9 protein-coding genes are annotated in these 15,332 nt (G+C 68.4%); 5 read left to right on the top strand and 4 right to left on the bottom strand.

Annotated elements, in window-relative coordinates; all coding sequences use genetic code 11:
* Window positions 1-7 precede the first annotated feature (7 nt).
* The 4 genes from AC1DRE_RS06915 to AC1DRE_RS06900 all read left to right on the top strand — a co-directional run bounded on the left by AC1DRE_RS06915 (window position 8) and on the right by AC1DRE_RS06900 (window position 3,851).
* Window positions 8-616, top strand: a complete 609-nt coding sequence (locus AC1DRE_RS06915) for a DUF3618 domain-containing protein (RefSeq protein WP_476983932.1) — start codon at window positions 8-10, stop codon at window positions 614-616.
* Window positions 617-691: 75 nt separating this feature from the next.
* Entirely contained in the window at window positions 692-1,837 is a 1,146-nt protein-coding gene (locus tag AC1DRE_RS06910; RefSeq protein ID WP_476983931.1) for a YihY/virulence factor BrkB family protein, read from the top strand.
* Window positions 1,838-1,925: 88 nt separating this feature from the next.
* Entirely contained in the window at window positions 1,926-2,780 is an 855-nt protein-coding gene (locus tag AC1DRE_RS06905) for a universal stress protein (protein ID WP_476983930.1), read from the top strand.
* A 69-nt stretch (window positions 2,781-2,849) separates the two neighbouring features.
* Complete coding sequence (locus tag AC1DRE_RS06900; protein ID WP_476983929.1) at window positions 2,850-3,851, top strand: zinc-dependent alcohol dehydrogenase family protein; 1,002 nt, start codon at window positions 2,850-2,852, stop codon at window positions 3,849-3,851.
* Window positions 3,852-3,936: 85 nt separating this feature from the next.
* Here AC1DRE_RS06900 and AC1DRE_RS06895 read toward each other — a convergent pair whose 3' ends face one another.
* Together AC1DRE_RS06895 and AC1DRE_RS06890 are read right to left on the bottom strand one after the other, a co-directional pair.
* Complete coding sequence (locus AC1DRE_RS06895) at window positions 3,937-7,104, bottom strand: beta-phosphoglucomutase family hydrolase (protein WP_476983928.1); 3,168 nt, start codon at window positions 7,102-7,104, stop codon at window positions 3,937-3,939.
* Window positions 7,105-7,208: 104 nt separating this feature from the next.
* Window positions 7,209-8,222 carry a polysaccharide deacetylase family protein gene (locus AC1DRE_RS06890; RefSeq protein WP_476983927.1) on the bottom strand — a complete coding sequence of 338 codons (1,014 nt, stop codon included), beginning with the start codon at window positions 8,220-8,222 and terminating at the stop codon, window positions 7,209-7,211.
* A gap of 252 nt (window positions 8,223-8,474) precedes the next feature.
* Between AC1DRE_RS06890 and AC1DRE_RS06885 the strand changes: the two genes are divergently transcribed.
* A complete protein-coding gene (locus AC1DRE_RS06885) occupies window positions 8,475-10,376 on the top strand; it encodes a heavy metal translocating P-type ATPase (protein WP_476984150.1) in 1,902 nt (633 codons plus the stop codon).
* On the opposite strand, the gene ppsA is transcribed toward AC1DRE_RS06885, so the two are convergent.
* Window positions 10,328-12,709 carry a phosphoenolpyruvate synthase gene (gene ppsA, locus AC1DRE_RS06880; RefSeq protein WP_476984149.1) on the bottom strand — a complete coding sequence of 794 codons (2,382 nt, stop codon included), beginning with the start codon at window positions 12,707-12,709 and terminating at the stop codon, window positions 10,328-10,330. The genes AC1DRE_RS06885 and ppsA overlap by 49 nt on opposite strands.
* Window positions 12,710-12,784: 75 nt before the next feature.
* Window positions 12,785-15,292 (bottom strand): cation-translocating P-type ATPase, encoded by a 2,508-nt coding sequence (locus AC1DRE_RS06875; RefSeq protein ID WP_476984148.1) that lies wholly within the window; start codon window positions 15,290-15,292, stop codon window positions 12,785-12,787.
* Window positions 15,293-15,332 lie beyond the last annotated feature (40 nt).

Here is a 15,332-nt window from a genome sequence, read left to right as displayed (position 1 = left end):
ACAGACGATGACTGAAAACCCGGACGCCATCCGCGCCGACATCGAAGCAACCCGTGCACGGCTCGGCACCAACGTCGACGCCGTGGCGGACAAGGTCACCCCGTCGCACATAGTCCAGCGGCAGACGGACAAAGTTAAGGACGCCGTGTTCGGCGTGAAGGAGAAAGTCATGGGAGCAGCTGAGCACACCACCGACCGGGTCCATTCAGCGGCCCACGCAGGCACCGGCAGCGCGGGCGCGCACCTCTCCGATGCAGGCGCGGCGATCGGCGACGCGCCGCACCAGGTCAAGGCCAGGACCCAGGGCAACCCGCTGGCCGCCGGGCTGATCGCGTTCGGCGCCGGCATGTTGTTGTCGTCGCTGATCCCCGCCAGCGAGAAGGAACGTGAAGCCGCCGAGGCGCTCAAGGTAAAGGCCGAGCCGCTCACCACCGAACTGACCGAAACCGCCAAGGACATCGCCGAAGGCCTGAAGGCACCCGCGCAGGACGCCATGGAAAACGTCAAGGCCACTGCCGCGGAAGCTACAGACCACGTCAAGGCCGAAGGCCAGACCGCCGTCGACGACGTGAAGTACCGCGCCGCGGACGCCAAGGACAACGTCCAGCAGGCGTAACTACGCCGATACGCGTCAGGCCCGCCCCGCTGTTCCGCGGGGCGGGCCTGACCGGCAGATGTGAGGAAATTTCCCATGGCTAAGAACCCCGCCAACGCAGCCAGCGCCAACGCCGACGCTGAAACCGATGAAAGCAGCACGGCTAAGGCACGGACGGCACCGGCCCCGGATGATTCCCGCAAACCGGACAGCCCCACCGACGTCTCCAAGCCCTCCTGGAAGTACATCGCCAAGAAGACTTTCCGGGAATTCACCAAGGACCAGTGCGCGGACCTTGCAGCCGCCCTGACCTATTACGGCGTCCTGTCCTTGTTCCCGGCGCTCCTGGCCCTCGTTTCGCTGCTCGGCATCTTTGGCCAGGCGGAGAAGACCACCGCGGCAATGTTGGAGATCGTCCAGGGTATAGCCCCCGGTGCCGCGCTGGACGTCATCAAACAGCCCATCCAGGAGCTGGCCAGCTCGTCCACCGCCGGCTTCACCCTGATTCTCGGCATTCTGACTGCACTCTGGTCCGCCTCCGGCTACGTCGGAGCGTTCGGCCGGGCGATGAACCGCATTTACGAAGTGGACGAAGGCCGCCCCTTCATCAAGCTCCGGGGTGCCATGCTGGCAGTCACCCTCACCACCGTGATCATTGTGGCGCTGACGGCGGCCATGCTGGTGCTCAGCGGCCCCGTCGCCGAGGCAGTCGGAAATGCGATCGGTCTGGGCGGGGTCTTCCTGACTGCCTGGAACATCCTCAAATGGCCGGTGGTGGTACTGCTGGTCATCGCGGTCATCGCCATCCTCTACTACGCCACACCCAACGTAAAGCAGCCCAAATTCCGCTGGATGAGCCTTGGCTCCTTTATCGCCCTGATGATTTTCGTGCTCGCTTCCCTGGGCTTCGGGTTCTACGTGGCCAATTTCGGTAGCTACAACAAGACCTACGGCGCGATCGGCGGCGTCATTGTGATGCTGCTGTGGCTCTGGATCCTGAACATGTCCCTGCTCTTCGGCGCCGAGTTCGACGCCGAGATGGAACGCGGCCGCCAACTCCAGGCCGGCATCGAGGCCGAGGAGACCATCCAGTTGCCGCCGCGCGACACCAAGCAGAGCGACAAATTGCAGGTCCGGGAGGAAGAGGACATCCGGCGGGGCCGCGACCTGCGCGAACGCCACGACCGCGAGCGCCGGGACCGGGAAGGCCGGGAGCAGCGGGACCCGGACCGCCGGAGCTGAAGCCGGGACCAAAGCCCCTAGCGCAAACTGCCGGCCCGGACTCTACTGAGGGGACATTGCCCCGGCACCGCCTAGGAGGGGAGGTTCCATGCCGGCTACAGCAGGAAATCCGGACGGCCCCATCGTGGTGGGCTACGACGGGTCCGAGCCGTCCGAGCTTGCAGTCCGCTGGGCCACCGGATACGCCGCCGCCACGAAACGGAAGCTGAAAGTTATCCATGCGTGGGTATGGCCCGTCTTCACCAAGAATCTGGGCCCGGTCAAAGGGGTTTCGGGCAGTGGCCTGCGCCATGCTGCCGAGGCCACCCTGGCGGAAGGCCTGGACCTCGCCCGGTCGGTTGCGGCCGGACTCGGCGCCGAACTGGACATCGACGGCGTCATCGAGCCGGGCCTTCCCAGCCAGGTTCTCCGGCCGGCCGCAGAAGAAGCGAGCGTCCTCGCCATCGGCCACCGCGGCATGGGCCGGCTGCTGGGCCAGCTCGTCGGTTCGGCCTGCCTCGACCTGGCCGTCCACGCGCCCTGCCCCCTGATGGTGGTCCGCTACCCGGGCCGTCCCGGCCAGCCGATAGCTGCCGGAATCGACGAAAAACCCCGGAACCAGGCCGTGGTGGCGGAGGCGGCCCGCATGGCAGCGGTGTTGAACGTCCCGCTGCAGCTGATCCATGTGGCAGGAGAGCACGGCCACGCAGCGCACGGGCGCCACGCACCGCTCCACGGCAAGGAGCTGCTGGACCAGGCAGTGGAACAAGCCCGGGGACTCGCTCCCGACGTACCGGTGGAGGGCATCCTGTTGGAGAGGCACCCGGTCTCAAAGGAACTCCTGGCCGCCGCCGCCCAGGCTGACGTCCTGGTGCTGGGCGCGCACCACCGGGAGGGCCACCCGGGAAGCACGGTGTCCTCAGCGTTGGAGCGGGCACTTTGCAATGTGCTGATCACGCGGTGATGCGCGTTCAGGGATAACGGCTTGCTTCCCGGCCCCAGACAGGCAGGGAGACAGAACAGGAAGTGTGCAGTGCGCGCGTGGTGGGTGGACAAACCGGGTCCCGTGGCCGGGCATCCGCTGGTGTTCGGTGAACGCCCTGATCCCAGCCCCGGGCCAGGCGAGGTCTTGCTTTCCGTGCACGTGTGCGGAGTGTGCCGCACGGACCTCCATCTGGCCGAACGCGACCTCCCGCCCCGCCTGCCAGGGATTATTCCCGGCCATGAAGTAGTGGGGGAAGTGGTGGCGCTCGGCGACGGCGCCGCGAGGTTCCGGATCGGGGAACGCGTGGGGGTGGCCTGGCTGGGCGGCACCTGTGGCCGCTGCCGCTTCTGCCAACGCTCGGAGGAGAATCTCTGCCTGTCACCCATTTTCACAGGGTGGGACCGGGACGGCGGCTACGCGGACCGTGTGACGGTCAATGAGGACTACGCCTACCGGATACCGGAAGCTTTTTCGGACGAGCAGGCCGCGCCGCTGCTCTGCGCGGGCATCATCGGCTACCGGGCGTTGAACCGGGCCGAGGTTCCGGATGGCGGCCGCCTCGGCATCTACGGCTTCGGCGGCTCGGCGCACCTGGCCGCCCAGGTGGCCATCCACCGCGGAGCCAGCGTGTACGTCATGACCCGCTCGAAGGAAGCCCGCCGCCTTGCCCTGGAGCTCGGGGCAGTTTTCGCCGGAGACACCGACGACGAACCACCCGTGCCGCTCGATTCGGCCATCCTGTTCGCGCCGACAGGCTGGCTGGTGCCGCAGGCGCTGCGCGCCCTGGACCGCGGGGGCACGCTGGCCGTGGCAGGGATCCACCTGAGCGACATTCCGCCGCTGCACTATGGGTCCGAGCTGTTCCAGGAACGCCAGCTGCGCAGTGTCACCGCAAATACCAGGACCGACGGCGAAGAGTTCCTCCGCGTCGCAGCGGAAATTCCGCTCCGCCCCACCACCGTGCCCTACCGGATGGAGGCGGCAGGCCAGGCCCTTCAGGACCTTGCGCAGGACCGCATCACCGGGGCTGCGGTCCTGCATATGGCCTAACGCTCCATGGCTTACGCGCTGTTGGCTTACACGCTGTTGGCTTGGACAACATTTGGCTTGGGCGCCGGCGGTCCGGTTTCGGACCCTAGGTTCCGGTGCCGAGCCGGAATTCGTGATCCTGCCCGGCGTGGAGCAGGACCTGTTGGGTCCCCAGCCGAACCAGCACCGGGGAGGCGTCCCCGGGGGTGGCGGTAACCCGCAGCCGGCCCTCTTCCAGGGACACCAACAGCAGCTGGTCCCGGTACCGCACGTTGAACGCGACCCTGCGGAGTTCCTTGGGGAGGCTGGGCGAGAAATCCAGGGCGTCCCTCGTGATGCGCAAACCGGAGAAACTGCGCTGGACCACGTCGATGGACCCGGCCATGGCGCCCAGGTGGATGCCCGCACGGGTGGTGCCGCCCTGGGTGTCGTCCAGGTCGGCGTCGAGGGCCTCGCGGAACGTGTCCCACGCCCGCTCCGGATCGATCTGGGCGAGCACCGAAGCGTGCGCCACCCTGCTCAGGGTGGATCCGTGCGCGGTCCGGGCCAGGTAGAAGTCAACGGTCCTGGCGATCTGCCCGGCGGTCACCGCGTATCCGAGCCGGCCCAGGAAGGCGATGAGCTGGTCTTGGCCGAGGACGTAGAGCAACATCAGGACATCCGCTTGTTTGGCCAGCCGGTAGCGGTTGGCGCTGCTGCCCTCGGCTTCCAGGATGAGGTCCAATCGCTCAACGTTCCTGTACGTGCGGCGGTAATGCTCCCAGTCCAGCTCCCGGAGATTCTCATACCCGGCGAACTGGCTGATGACGCCGTCGGCGTGAAACGGCACAAACACCCTGCGTGCGAGCCGCGTCCAGCCGTCGATTTCGCTGTCCGTGACTCGCAGCCGTTTCCGGAAATCGTCCATGTCGAAGCCGCGCACGGAACTCATGATCCACACCGCCTGATCGCATACCCAGGCCGCCATGACATTGGTGTAGGCGTTGTCGTCCAGGCCGCCTCCGGGGTTGTCGGGGTAGCCGGTGTGGTACTCGTCGGGACCTACCACAGCCCGGATATGGAACCTGTCTTCGGCGGGGTCGTGCTCGGCCATCGATGCGAACAACCGGGCCACCTCCACAATGATCTCCGCACCGTGGTGCGTCAGCCAGGCCCGGTCCTGGGTGGCTTCGAAATATTGCCAGGCGTTGTAGGCCACAGTGAGCCCAGAGTGGCGTTGCAGGTGGGAGTAGTCCGGCATCCAGCGGCCGGAGCGGGAGTTGAACAGCAGTCTGGGAGTTTCCTCCCGGCCGTCGCTGCCGCTTTGCCACGGAATCAGGGCACCCTTGAGCCCGGCCTCTGCGGCCGCATCCCGGGCAGTCCCCAGCCTGCGCCACCGGTAGTCCAGGAGCGCCCGTGTCACGGCAGGAAGCCGGGATGTCAAGAGGGGCAGCACGAAGAGTTCATCCCAGAAGATGTGGCCCCGGTATCCTTCGCCGTGCAGGCCGCGGGCGGGGACACCGGCATCCAGCTCGGCTGTGTGCGCGGAAATGGTCTGGAGGAGGTGGAAGACGTGCAGATTCATGATCAGCTCGGCCTGGGTGGACGCGTCGAACTCGATGATGAAGGGTTTGAGCAGGCCCGTCCATACCGCCTCGTGACTGGCCAGCAGCACCTCGAAGCCGCCCCTGGCGCGGTTCAGGACACTAAGCGCCGCGGTCCGGGGGGAGGAAATGGCATGGTCGCGGGATGTCACCACTGCAACGGTTTTGGTGACAGTTGCCGGTTCGCCGCCCCGCAGCGCCACCTCGAAGCGGTGCACGAACAGTCCGCCAAGTTCTTCGGGCCGCGCCGGATGCAGGCTGGCGGGCACTTCGGTCCGAATCGCCAGTGCGATGCCGATCCCGCTCTGGCTTGTCCGGACCAGGACCACCTGGGTGGCGGCTCCTGGCCCGTCGTCGTACCCGGAGACCTTGACACCGGCCAGGTGCCGGTTGGACAGGAGGGCTTCCACCGGCACGTTCGAGTTGGTGATGTCCGTGTCACAGCCGCTGCGGATGCTGACGTGGCCGTCCCACCCGACGGCGGTCAGCGTCATCTCGAGCGCGGCGAGGTGCGGTTCCGCCATGGAAACCAGCCGGCGCTGCACCACATTGAGTTTCCGCCCCGCGTCGCCTTCCAGCACTGCTTCCCGCGTCAGCAGGGCGCGCTTCAGGTCCAGGGTGCGCCGCTCGCTGTGGAGCCGCAAACCGCCGTCGGACCACCACCGGCCGCCCTCCAAGCACAGGTCCAGCGGCAGCCAGTCCGGCAGGTTGACCATGTGCTCGTCCTCGGTCTCCTGCCCTTCGATCACGCTGGTGAGCCGGTTGTAGACACCGGCCAGGTAGGTGCCCGGATAGTGCACACCGTCCTTGCGGTGTTCGGGGGCCGCCCCCCGCGTGCCCATGTAGCCGTTACCCAGGGTGGTCAGGGCTTCCCGGTGGCCTTCGTGCGCGGGGTCGAATCCCTCATAGACCAGTTGCCAGGGGTCCGCGATGACCAGGCCGAGGTCCAGTTCACTGACGTCATCAAGGACGACGTCGGCGCCCGCGGCTTCCAGCTCGGCCCGGTGCCCGGCCCGGTCAATTCCCACCACCAGGCCGAAGCCGCCGCTGCGGCCCGCCGCCACGCCGGCTACGGCATCCTCGATGACCACCGCCCGTTCCGGCTCCACCTTGAGTTCCGTGATGGCGTGGAGGAACAAGGCCGGGTCGGGTTTGCCGGCGAGTCCCAGCTGCGCCGCGGTGTTCCCGTCGACTACGACGTCGAAGGCGTCCTCGAGGCCCGCGGCCGCCAGCACCGCGCGGGCGTTCCGGCTGGCAGTTGCGAGCGCCACCGGAACCTTCCCTGCCCTGAGCCGTTCAAGCAGGGCCTGTGTCCCGGGGAAAACGGGGACGGGCCTGCGGCCGAGAAGTTTTTCGAAAATCCTGTTCTTGCGTGCCCCCAGGCCCACCGCTGTCCACTCCTCCGGGCCGTCCGCGGACCCGCCGTGCGGCAGTGTCACGCCGCGCGACTGCAGGAACGCCGCCACTCCGTCTTCCCTGGTGCGGCCGTCCACATAGTGCAGGTAATCGGCGTCCGTGAAGGGATCGCGCCGGGCGGCCTGCGGAATCCGGGGATCCAGGAGGACGGCGTCGAACAGTTCCTTCCATGCGGCAGCATGCAGTTCCGCAGTGTCCGTGACTACACCGTCAAGGTCGAAAACCACGGCGTCGACCGGAGCCAGCGCGGCGGCAGCGGTCGGCGACTCAGTCATGGCTCAGTCCTACCAGCGTTGGCCCTGCCTGCCCAGTGACATTGGACCCGTCTTGCGGCTATCCGACTGGCCACCCGCTGACCACCGTCGGGCTATCCGGCTGGCTATCCGGCAACCAAGAGGTCCAGCGTGACGAAGCCGTAGCCGGCCTGGCGCATCCTCTCGATCATCCGGGGCAGGGCGTCAGCGTCCAGGGTTGAGCCGTCGTCCGGGTTGGAGCCGATGTGCATCAGCACGATTTCGCCGGGTTGCAGGGCGGACAGTGCACGGTCCGCCACTTGCTGCGCGGTGACGCCGCCGCTGGTTCCTTTCCAGCCGAGCGTGTCAACGGTCCAACGCACCGGGACATAGCCCAGGTTGTTCACCGCAGCGATGGTGCGCGCGTCACGGGCTCCGAACGGGAACCGGAACAGCGGACGGGGATCAGCTCCGGCGGCGATGATCGCCTGCTCCGCCGCACGGACCTGGTCCCCGATCCCGGTGTCCGGCAGGCCGGTGAAATCCGGGTGGCTCTGGGAGTGGTTGCCCACACGGTGGCCGCCGGCCACGATGGCAGCCACCCCGGCAGGATTGGCCGAGGCCCACGCGCCGGTCAGGAAGAACGTCCCGTGGACTCCGGCGCCCGCAAGGGTCTGCAGGATCGAGGGAAGGGCCGCCGAGTTGGCGCCTGCGTCGAACGTCAGGGCAACGGACGGCCCGGCGCCGGGAACAGCCTCCACGTCCTTGCCGGCCAGGCCAACAGGAAACGGGGCAGCCGGCGGAGGCTCCTGCGGAGCGGGCAGGGTTTCCGGCGGGGGCGTGGGGCCGGGTGCAACAGGAGCCGGGCCGGTCGCCTCGCCCGGAGTTTCGGGGGCCGGTGAGGGCGGGGGCTGCGGCGACGTCGGGACCCCCGGAGCAGCGGTGGCCGGCGTCGAGGGCGCCACATTGGCTGAACTGGAGGACGCCCCGCTTTCGGACGGAGAACCGCTTTGCGGGCCCGCTTCGTGCGGCGCACCGGACAGGATCACGGCCAGGACAACAGCGGTGATGGCTGTAGCCGCGACGAGGGTCGCGGCCGCCAGTTGGCGGCGTTTGCGGGGATCACGCTTGCCCGGTTCATCAAAGGGCTCCCTTGCCATGTTCAACCATGACAGCAGCGGCGCGGCCCCTGCCAGTGCTGAAGGGCCCGAGCCTGCGGCCCGCGGCACATCGGGGACCTATTCCCCTAGCTCCGCAGCCCGGATTGAATGGAGTGTTAGCCATAGGTGTGCCCTGCCGGGGGCGCCCGAGAGCATTAGCTAACCAGCGTGCCAGCTAACCGGAAGGAGGCGGGTCTGCCTGTGAAACTTGCGCTCCGGTATCCGCTCGTATTGGGGACGGTACTGGCCCTCATGGCTGTCGCCGTCCTGGTCATGTCCGGCCAGCCGGCGATCGCGAAGCTTGCGGCGAGCGGCTATGCCCTGGCGGTGGCGGCGTACCTGTCCGTCGGCATGGTGCGAAGGCTGCGCACCGGGCACTGGGGCATCGACATCCTGGCCGTGACGGCGATTGTCAGCACGGTGCTGGTGGGCGAGTTCCTTGCGTCCATGATCATCGTGCTCATGCTGGCCGGCGGCACCGCGCTCGAGGACTACGCGGCCGGCCGGGCGAAGGGCGAACTCAGCGCCCTGCTGGAGCGCGTACCGCAGACCGCCCACCGGGAGCGCACCGGCGCAGTTACTGACGGCGCACTTACTAACGGCGCTGCCGCCAATGGTGTCCCGAACGGCACCGGCGACAACGGCGCCCACGAGGATGTTGCCGCCACGGATGTCCGGGTGGGCGACATCCTGCTGGTCAAACCCGGCGAGGTGGTGCCGCTGGACGGCGTACTGCTTTCCGATGCCGGGACATTCGACGAATCGTCCCTCACCGGCGAAAGCCTGCCGGTGGAACGCTCGGCCGGCGAGGGCATCATGAGCGGCACCGTCAACGGCGAAGCCGCCGTCCGGATACGCGTCACTGCCGTGCTGGCGGATTCCCAGTACAGCCGGATCGTTGAACTCGTAAAGGAGGCCTCGGAGAGCCGCGCCCCCATGGTGCGCCTGGCCGACCGCTACGCCATCCCCTTCACCGCCTTCGCCTACGCGCTGGGCGCCATCGCCTGGATCGTCAGCGGCAGCCCCACCCGGTTCGCCGAAGTCCTGGTGGTGGCCACCCCCTGCCCGCTGCTCATCGCCGCGCCGGTGGCGTTCCTCGGCGGCATGAGCCAGGCGGCCAAGTCCGGCATCATCGTCAAGTTCGCCGGGGTCCTGGAGCAGCTCGGCAAGGTCCGCACGGCCGCCTTCGACAAGACCGGAACCCTCACCTACGGCCGGCCCTCGCTGGTGGCCATCGTGACGGCCGACTCCATGGACCAGGACGAACTGCTCCGGCTGGCGGGCTCCGCGGAACAGTACTCCTCCCACGTGCTGGCCGCGTCCGTGATGGAGGCCGCCACCTCCCGCGACCTCCATTTCGAGACCGCCAGTGAGGCGCTGGAGCATGCCACGCATGGGGTCCGCGCGGTGTTCGACGGGCGTGAAGTGGTGGTGGGCAAGCCCTCCTTCGTGGCCGAATATGCGCCCGGCGTGGTGGAAACGGAGCTGGTCAGCGGCCAGCTGGCCATCTACGTGGGCATCGGCGGGGTGTACGTCGGGGCCCTGGTTATGAGCGATCCGCTGCGCGCCGAGGCCCGCCGGACCCTGGCCGAGCTGTCCGCGCTGGGGGTCACCGAAACGGTGATGCTGACCGGCGACGCCCTGGCCACGGCCCAACACATCGCCGCCGAAGTGGGCCTTACGGACGTCCGTGCCGAGTGCCTGCCGCCGGACAAAGTGGAGGCGGTACGGTCCCTGAAGCGCCGTCCCGTGATGATGGTGGGCGACGGCGTCAACGACGCCCCCGTCCTGGCGGTGGCCGACGTCGGAATCGCCATGGGTGCCCGCGGTTCCACCGCGGCGGGCGAGTCTGCCGACGTCGTGATCATCCTTGACGACCTGTCCAAGGCGGCGCAGGCGGTGCGGATCGGGCAGCGCACTGTCCGGGTGGCGATGCAAAGCATCTGGATCGGCATCGTGCTGAGCGTGGGGCTCATGGTGCTGGCGGCGGCGGGTTACGTGCCGGCGGTCGCCGGCGCACTGTCGCAGGAGCTGGTGGACCTGGCCACCATCCTCAATGCGCTGCGTTCCCTGGGCCCGGGCCGGCACACGGCACGGCCCGCAGGTCAGGAGGAGCCCTCCACGTCCGCGATCACCCGCACGGTCTTGAGGTAGCTGTCCGGGTTGAGCGAGATGGAATCGATGCCTTCACCCACCAGGAAGGCCGCGAAGTCCGGATGGTTGCTGGGCCCCTGGCCGCAGATTCCAATCTTGATTCCGGCTGCGTGCGCCTTGCGGATGGCTTCGCTGATCATGGCAGTGACGGCCTCGTCGCGTTCGTCGAACAGGGCGGCCAGCTGCTCGGAATCCCGGTCCACGCCCAGGACCAGCTGCGTGAGGTCGTTGGAACCGATGGAGAAGCCGTCGAACTTGGGGGCGAACTTCTCGGCCAGCACCACATTGGAGGGGATCTCGCACATCATGTACACCTGCAGGCCGTTTTCGCCGCGCACCAGGCCATTCGCGGCCATGACGGCCAGCACGCGGTCCGCTTCGTCCGGCGTGCGGCAGAACGGGATCATGACAATGACATTGCTGAAGCCGATGGTTTCCCGCACCCGTTTGAGGGCGGCGCACTCCAGCGCGAAACCCTCCCGATAGCGCTCGTCGTAATAGCGCGAAGCGCCGCGGAAGCCCAGCATGGGGTTCTCTTCGGGCTGTTCGAAGAAGCCTCCGCCGATGAGGTGCGCATACTCGTTGGTCTTGAAATCGCTGAGCCTGACGATCACCGGGTGCGGGTGGTACGGTGCGGCGATCTTGGCGATGCCCAGCGCCAGCGCCTCCACGAAGTACTCCCGGGGGTCCGCGTAGCCGCTGGTCAGCTCCTTGATCTGCCGGGCCTGGTCTGCGTCCGTGACCCTTTCCGGATGAACCAGCGCCATCGGATGGACCCGGATCAGGTTGCTGATGATGAATTCCATCCGGGCCAGGCCTACCCCCGCCGCGGGCAACCGCCACCACTGGAACGCGGCCCCCGGGCTGGCAATGTTCACCATCACGGCGGTGCGGGTGGCGGGCAGGGCGCCCAGGTCCACGTCCTCGGTATCGAACGGGACTGTGCCCTCGTATACCCGGCCCTGGTCCCCTTCGGCGCAGCTCAGCGTCACGGCCTGGCCTTCGCCCAGGACGCTGGTTCCGTTTCCGGTTCCGACGACGGCGGGAACGCCGAGTTCCCGGCTCACGATGGCCGCGTGGCTGGTGGTCCCGCCGTGGTCGGTGACGATCCCCGCGGCCCGTTTCATCACCGGAACCCAGTCCGGATCCGTCATCTCCGTGACCAGGATGGCGCCGTCGCGGAAAGCGTCGATGTCCCGGGTGCTCCTGATGACGCACGCCGTGCCCTGCGCGATCGAATCGCCGATCGCTGCGCCTGAGGCCAGGACTTTGCCCGTGCCGCGGAGGTGATGGATGGTGAAGCGCGTCCCGCTTTTGAGCGCCTGCACGGTTTCGGGCCGCGCCTGCACCATGAACAGCTCGCCGGTGGCGCCGTCGCGGGCCCACTCCATGTCCATGGGGCGGCCGTAGTGGTCCTCCACTGTCACCGCCCAGCGCGCCAGGTCCAGGATCTCGGCGTCGCCCAGCACGAACGAGCTCCGCTCCTCCGCGGACGTGTCCACCGTCCGGGTCCGCGCGTGGCCGCCCCGGCTGTAGACCATTTTGCGCGCTTTGGAGCCGAGGGTCTTCTCGATGATCGGCGCCAGGCCTTTGTCCGCCAGGAGCGGTTTGAACACTACATATTTGTCCGGGTTGATGCTGCCCTGGACCACGGTTTCGCCCAGCCCCCAGGCGGCGCTGATCACGGCCGCGCGGGGGAAGCCGGAATCGGTGTCGATGGAAAACATTACACCTGACGCGCCGACGTCGGACCTCACCATCCGCTGCACCCCGATGGAAAGTGCCACGTCCAGGTGGTCGAATCCCTTGACCTCCCGGTAGCTGATGGCGCGGTCCGTGAAGAGCGAAGCGTAGCAGCGTCGGCAGGCGTCCAGGAGATCGCGTTCACCGGAAATGTTCAGGAACGTCTCCTGCTGCCCGGCGAAGCTGGCGTCCGGGAGGTCCTCAGCCGTGGCGCTGCTGCGGACGGCAACGGAAATCCGGTCCAGTCCCGCCCGTCCGGCGAGCGTGCGGTAGTGGCTGCGGATGGACTCGGCGATGCCTTCCGGGAATTCGCTGTCCAGGAACAGCTCCCGGATGGCCTCGCCGGCCGCCCGCAGCGTCGTCCCGCCGGCCCGGTACTCCGCGATCCGGGCGCGCATGGCGGCGTCAATGCCGTTGGCCTCGATGAACGTGCGGTAGGCGGCCGCCGTGGTGGCGAAGCCGTCCGGCACCCGCACTCCGCGGGACTTGAGCGAGCGCGTCATCTCCCCCAGCGATGCGTTCTTGCCGCCCACCTGGGGCACATGCTCCATCCCGATCTCGTCGAACCACACAACATGGCTTTCAGTCATGGCCGATCCCGCTGGTTGCTCCTCCATGGATTGATCCTCGTTTGCCGGACTCCTGCGGGTCAGAGGCTTTGGACCTCACCTGCCGCTGCGACGCCGGACCAGCTTGTAGATCCAGTCCGCCACGATGACGGCAGGCATGGCGGCGAGCGCCACCGCCAGGCCCCCGGGCGACGGCGGCGCGTGGCCCAGCAGTGCGGCGACGGGACCAATGAACAGGAACACAGCCAGCAGTCCAAGCTCCGCCAGCACGGCCCAGAGCAGCAGCCGGTTGCTGAACCAGCCCAGCCGCCACGGCGGGGCGGAGGCGCTGCGGCAGGCGAAGGCGTTGGCAAGCTGTGCCAGGACCACGGTGGTGAATGCGGCACCCGACGCGGCCATCAGCACGTCCGACGCCGGCAGTTCCGCGCCCGGCCGCCACCCCGCACCCAGGAGCACGGCGGTGTACGCGGTCATCTCGAAGAGGGCCTCCACCGGCCCCAGGAGCCCGAACACCCTCAACATCAGGGCCCGGTCCATCAGGTGCCTCCGCTCCGGCGGCCGTTTGAGCGCACCCTTGCTGGGGGCCTCGCTGCCCAGGGCCAGCGCCGGGAGCAGGTCGGTGCCGATGTCCAGGGCCAGGATTTGCAGCACGCTCAGCGCCAGCGGGAAGCGGCCGCCGGAGAGCGCCCAAATAACGAAGGGGGTGAGCTCGGCGACGTTGTCCGTCAGGTGGTACGTCAGGAACCGCCGGATATTCGCGTAGGTGGCGCGGCCCTGCTCCACTGCGGCGATGATGGTGGCGAAGTCGTCATCCAGGAGCACGAGGTCCGCCGCCTCGCGGGCGACGTCCGTGCCGCTCAGCCCCATCGCCACGCCGATGTCCGCCTGCTGGAGGGCCGGGCCGTCGTTGACGCCGTCGCCGGTCATCGCCACCACGTGGCCCCTGAGCTGGAGCAGGCGGGCCACCCGGAGTTTCTGCTCTGGCGTGACCCGGCTGACCACCACACCGTCACGGTCCAGCAGCGCTGTCAGCACGGCGTCGTCCTCCGGCAGGGTGTGTCCCTCCAACACCAGCTCGGGTGATCCGATCAGCCCGGTTTCCCGGGCGATGGCGGCGGCGGTGAAGGCGTGGTCACCGGTGACCATGGCCACCTTGATTCCCGCGTCGCGGGCGGCCTCGAGCGCCAGCCGGACCTCGGCCCGGGGCGGGTCATGCAGGCCGATCAGGCCCAACAGAGTCAGATCCTGCTCAACCGCCTCCAGCCTGAAGCTGGCGCCGGGCAGGCCGGGCAGGGGCCGCTCCGCCACGGCCAGGACCCGCAGGCCGTGGGAGGCCATCCGGTCGACCATCTGCCGGGCCCGGTCCGCGCCTTCTGGGCCGCACAGCGGAATCACGGACTCCGGGGCGCCCTTGACAAACAGGGTGGTGCCCACGATGGCGGACTCCCGCAGCCGGCGCGGATCGAAGGCAAAGCGGTGCGAAACGTCGAGCTCGCCGGGCTCGTGCCCGGGACCCGCCAGCCGGCTGGCCAGCGCATGGATGGCGGCCTCCATCGGGTCGCCCTCGGCGATCCATTTGCCCTCGTGGAGCACCGCGCGGCCTACGGAGGCGGCCAGCGCCGCGATGCTGAGGTGCCGGGCTTCCCCGGCTCCGCTCCCGGTGACCTCTGCCTCAGGTCCGTACCCTGCGCCGATGACGCTGAGCACCCCCTCCGGCGTCCAGACCTCGACGGCGTTCATCCGGTTCTGGGTCAGCGTGCCGGTCTTGTCCGTGCAAATGAAGGTGGTGGAGCCGAGGGTTTCCACGGCTTCGAGGTTCCGGACCAGGGCGTTGCGCTGCGCCATCCGCTGAGCCCCGACTGCCAGGGACAGCGTGACCGTGGGCAGCAGTCCTTCGGGCACGAGTGCCACGGCCACGCCGATCGCGAACAGGAACGCGTCCCGCCACGAGATGCCGACCAGCAGTGAGAGCACAAAAAACACCACGCCGATACCCAGGGCCATGGTGGCGGTAATCCGGACAATGCGCTGCAGTTCCAAGGCCAGCGGGGTGGGCGGCGCCTTGACCCGTCCGGTGAGGGCGGCGATTTCCGCGAGCCGGGTGTCCCCGCCGGTGACCATGACGATGCCCTCCGCCTCGCCGTTGACCAGGAAGGTCCCGCCGAACACGGTGTCCCCCGGAGCCTTAGCCAGGGGTTCGCTCTCTCCGGTGAGCATCGACTCGTCCACAGAGCACCCTGCGGCCAGCGCCAGCCGGAGATCCGCCGGGACCCGGTCCCCGGCCACCAGCACCACGGCATCGTCCGGCACCAGTTCGGTGGTGTGGACCTTGACGATGCGGTTGTCGCGGCGGACCGAGACCATGGCGGGCAACAGCTCGCGGAGCTTGGAGGCCGCATGCTGTGCCCGTTCCTGCTGGATGTAGGCGAACACCCCGTTCACAACGACCACCACCACGATCGCCACGGCCAGCTGCGGCATTCCGGCGACGTAGGCCAGCACGGCTGCGCACCAGAGCATGATGGCGAAGAAGTGGGTCATCTCGGCCAGCAGCCTGCGCCAGCCCGGGACGGCGCGGGCCTGCGGCAGCCGGTTTGGCCCCATCGTCCGCAGCCGGAGGGCAGCTTCCTCGGAGCTGAGGCCG

The sequence above is a fragment of the Arthrobacter sp. P4_H3 genome, from assembly GCF_056400885.1.
Note: the sequence above shows the minus strand (reverse complement) of the source record. Positions and strands in the feature narration are given on the sequence as shown.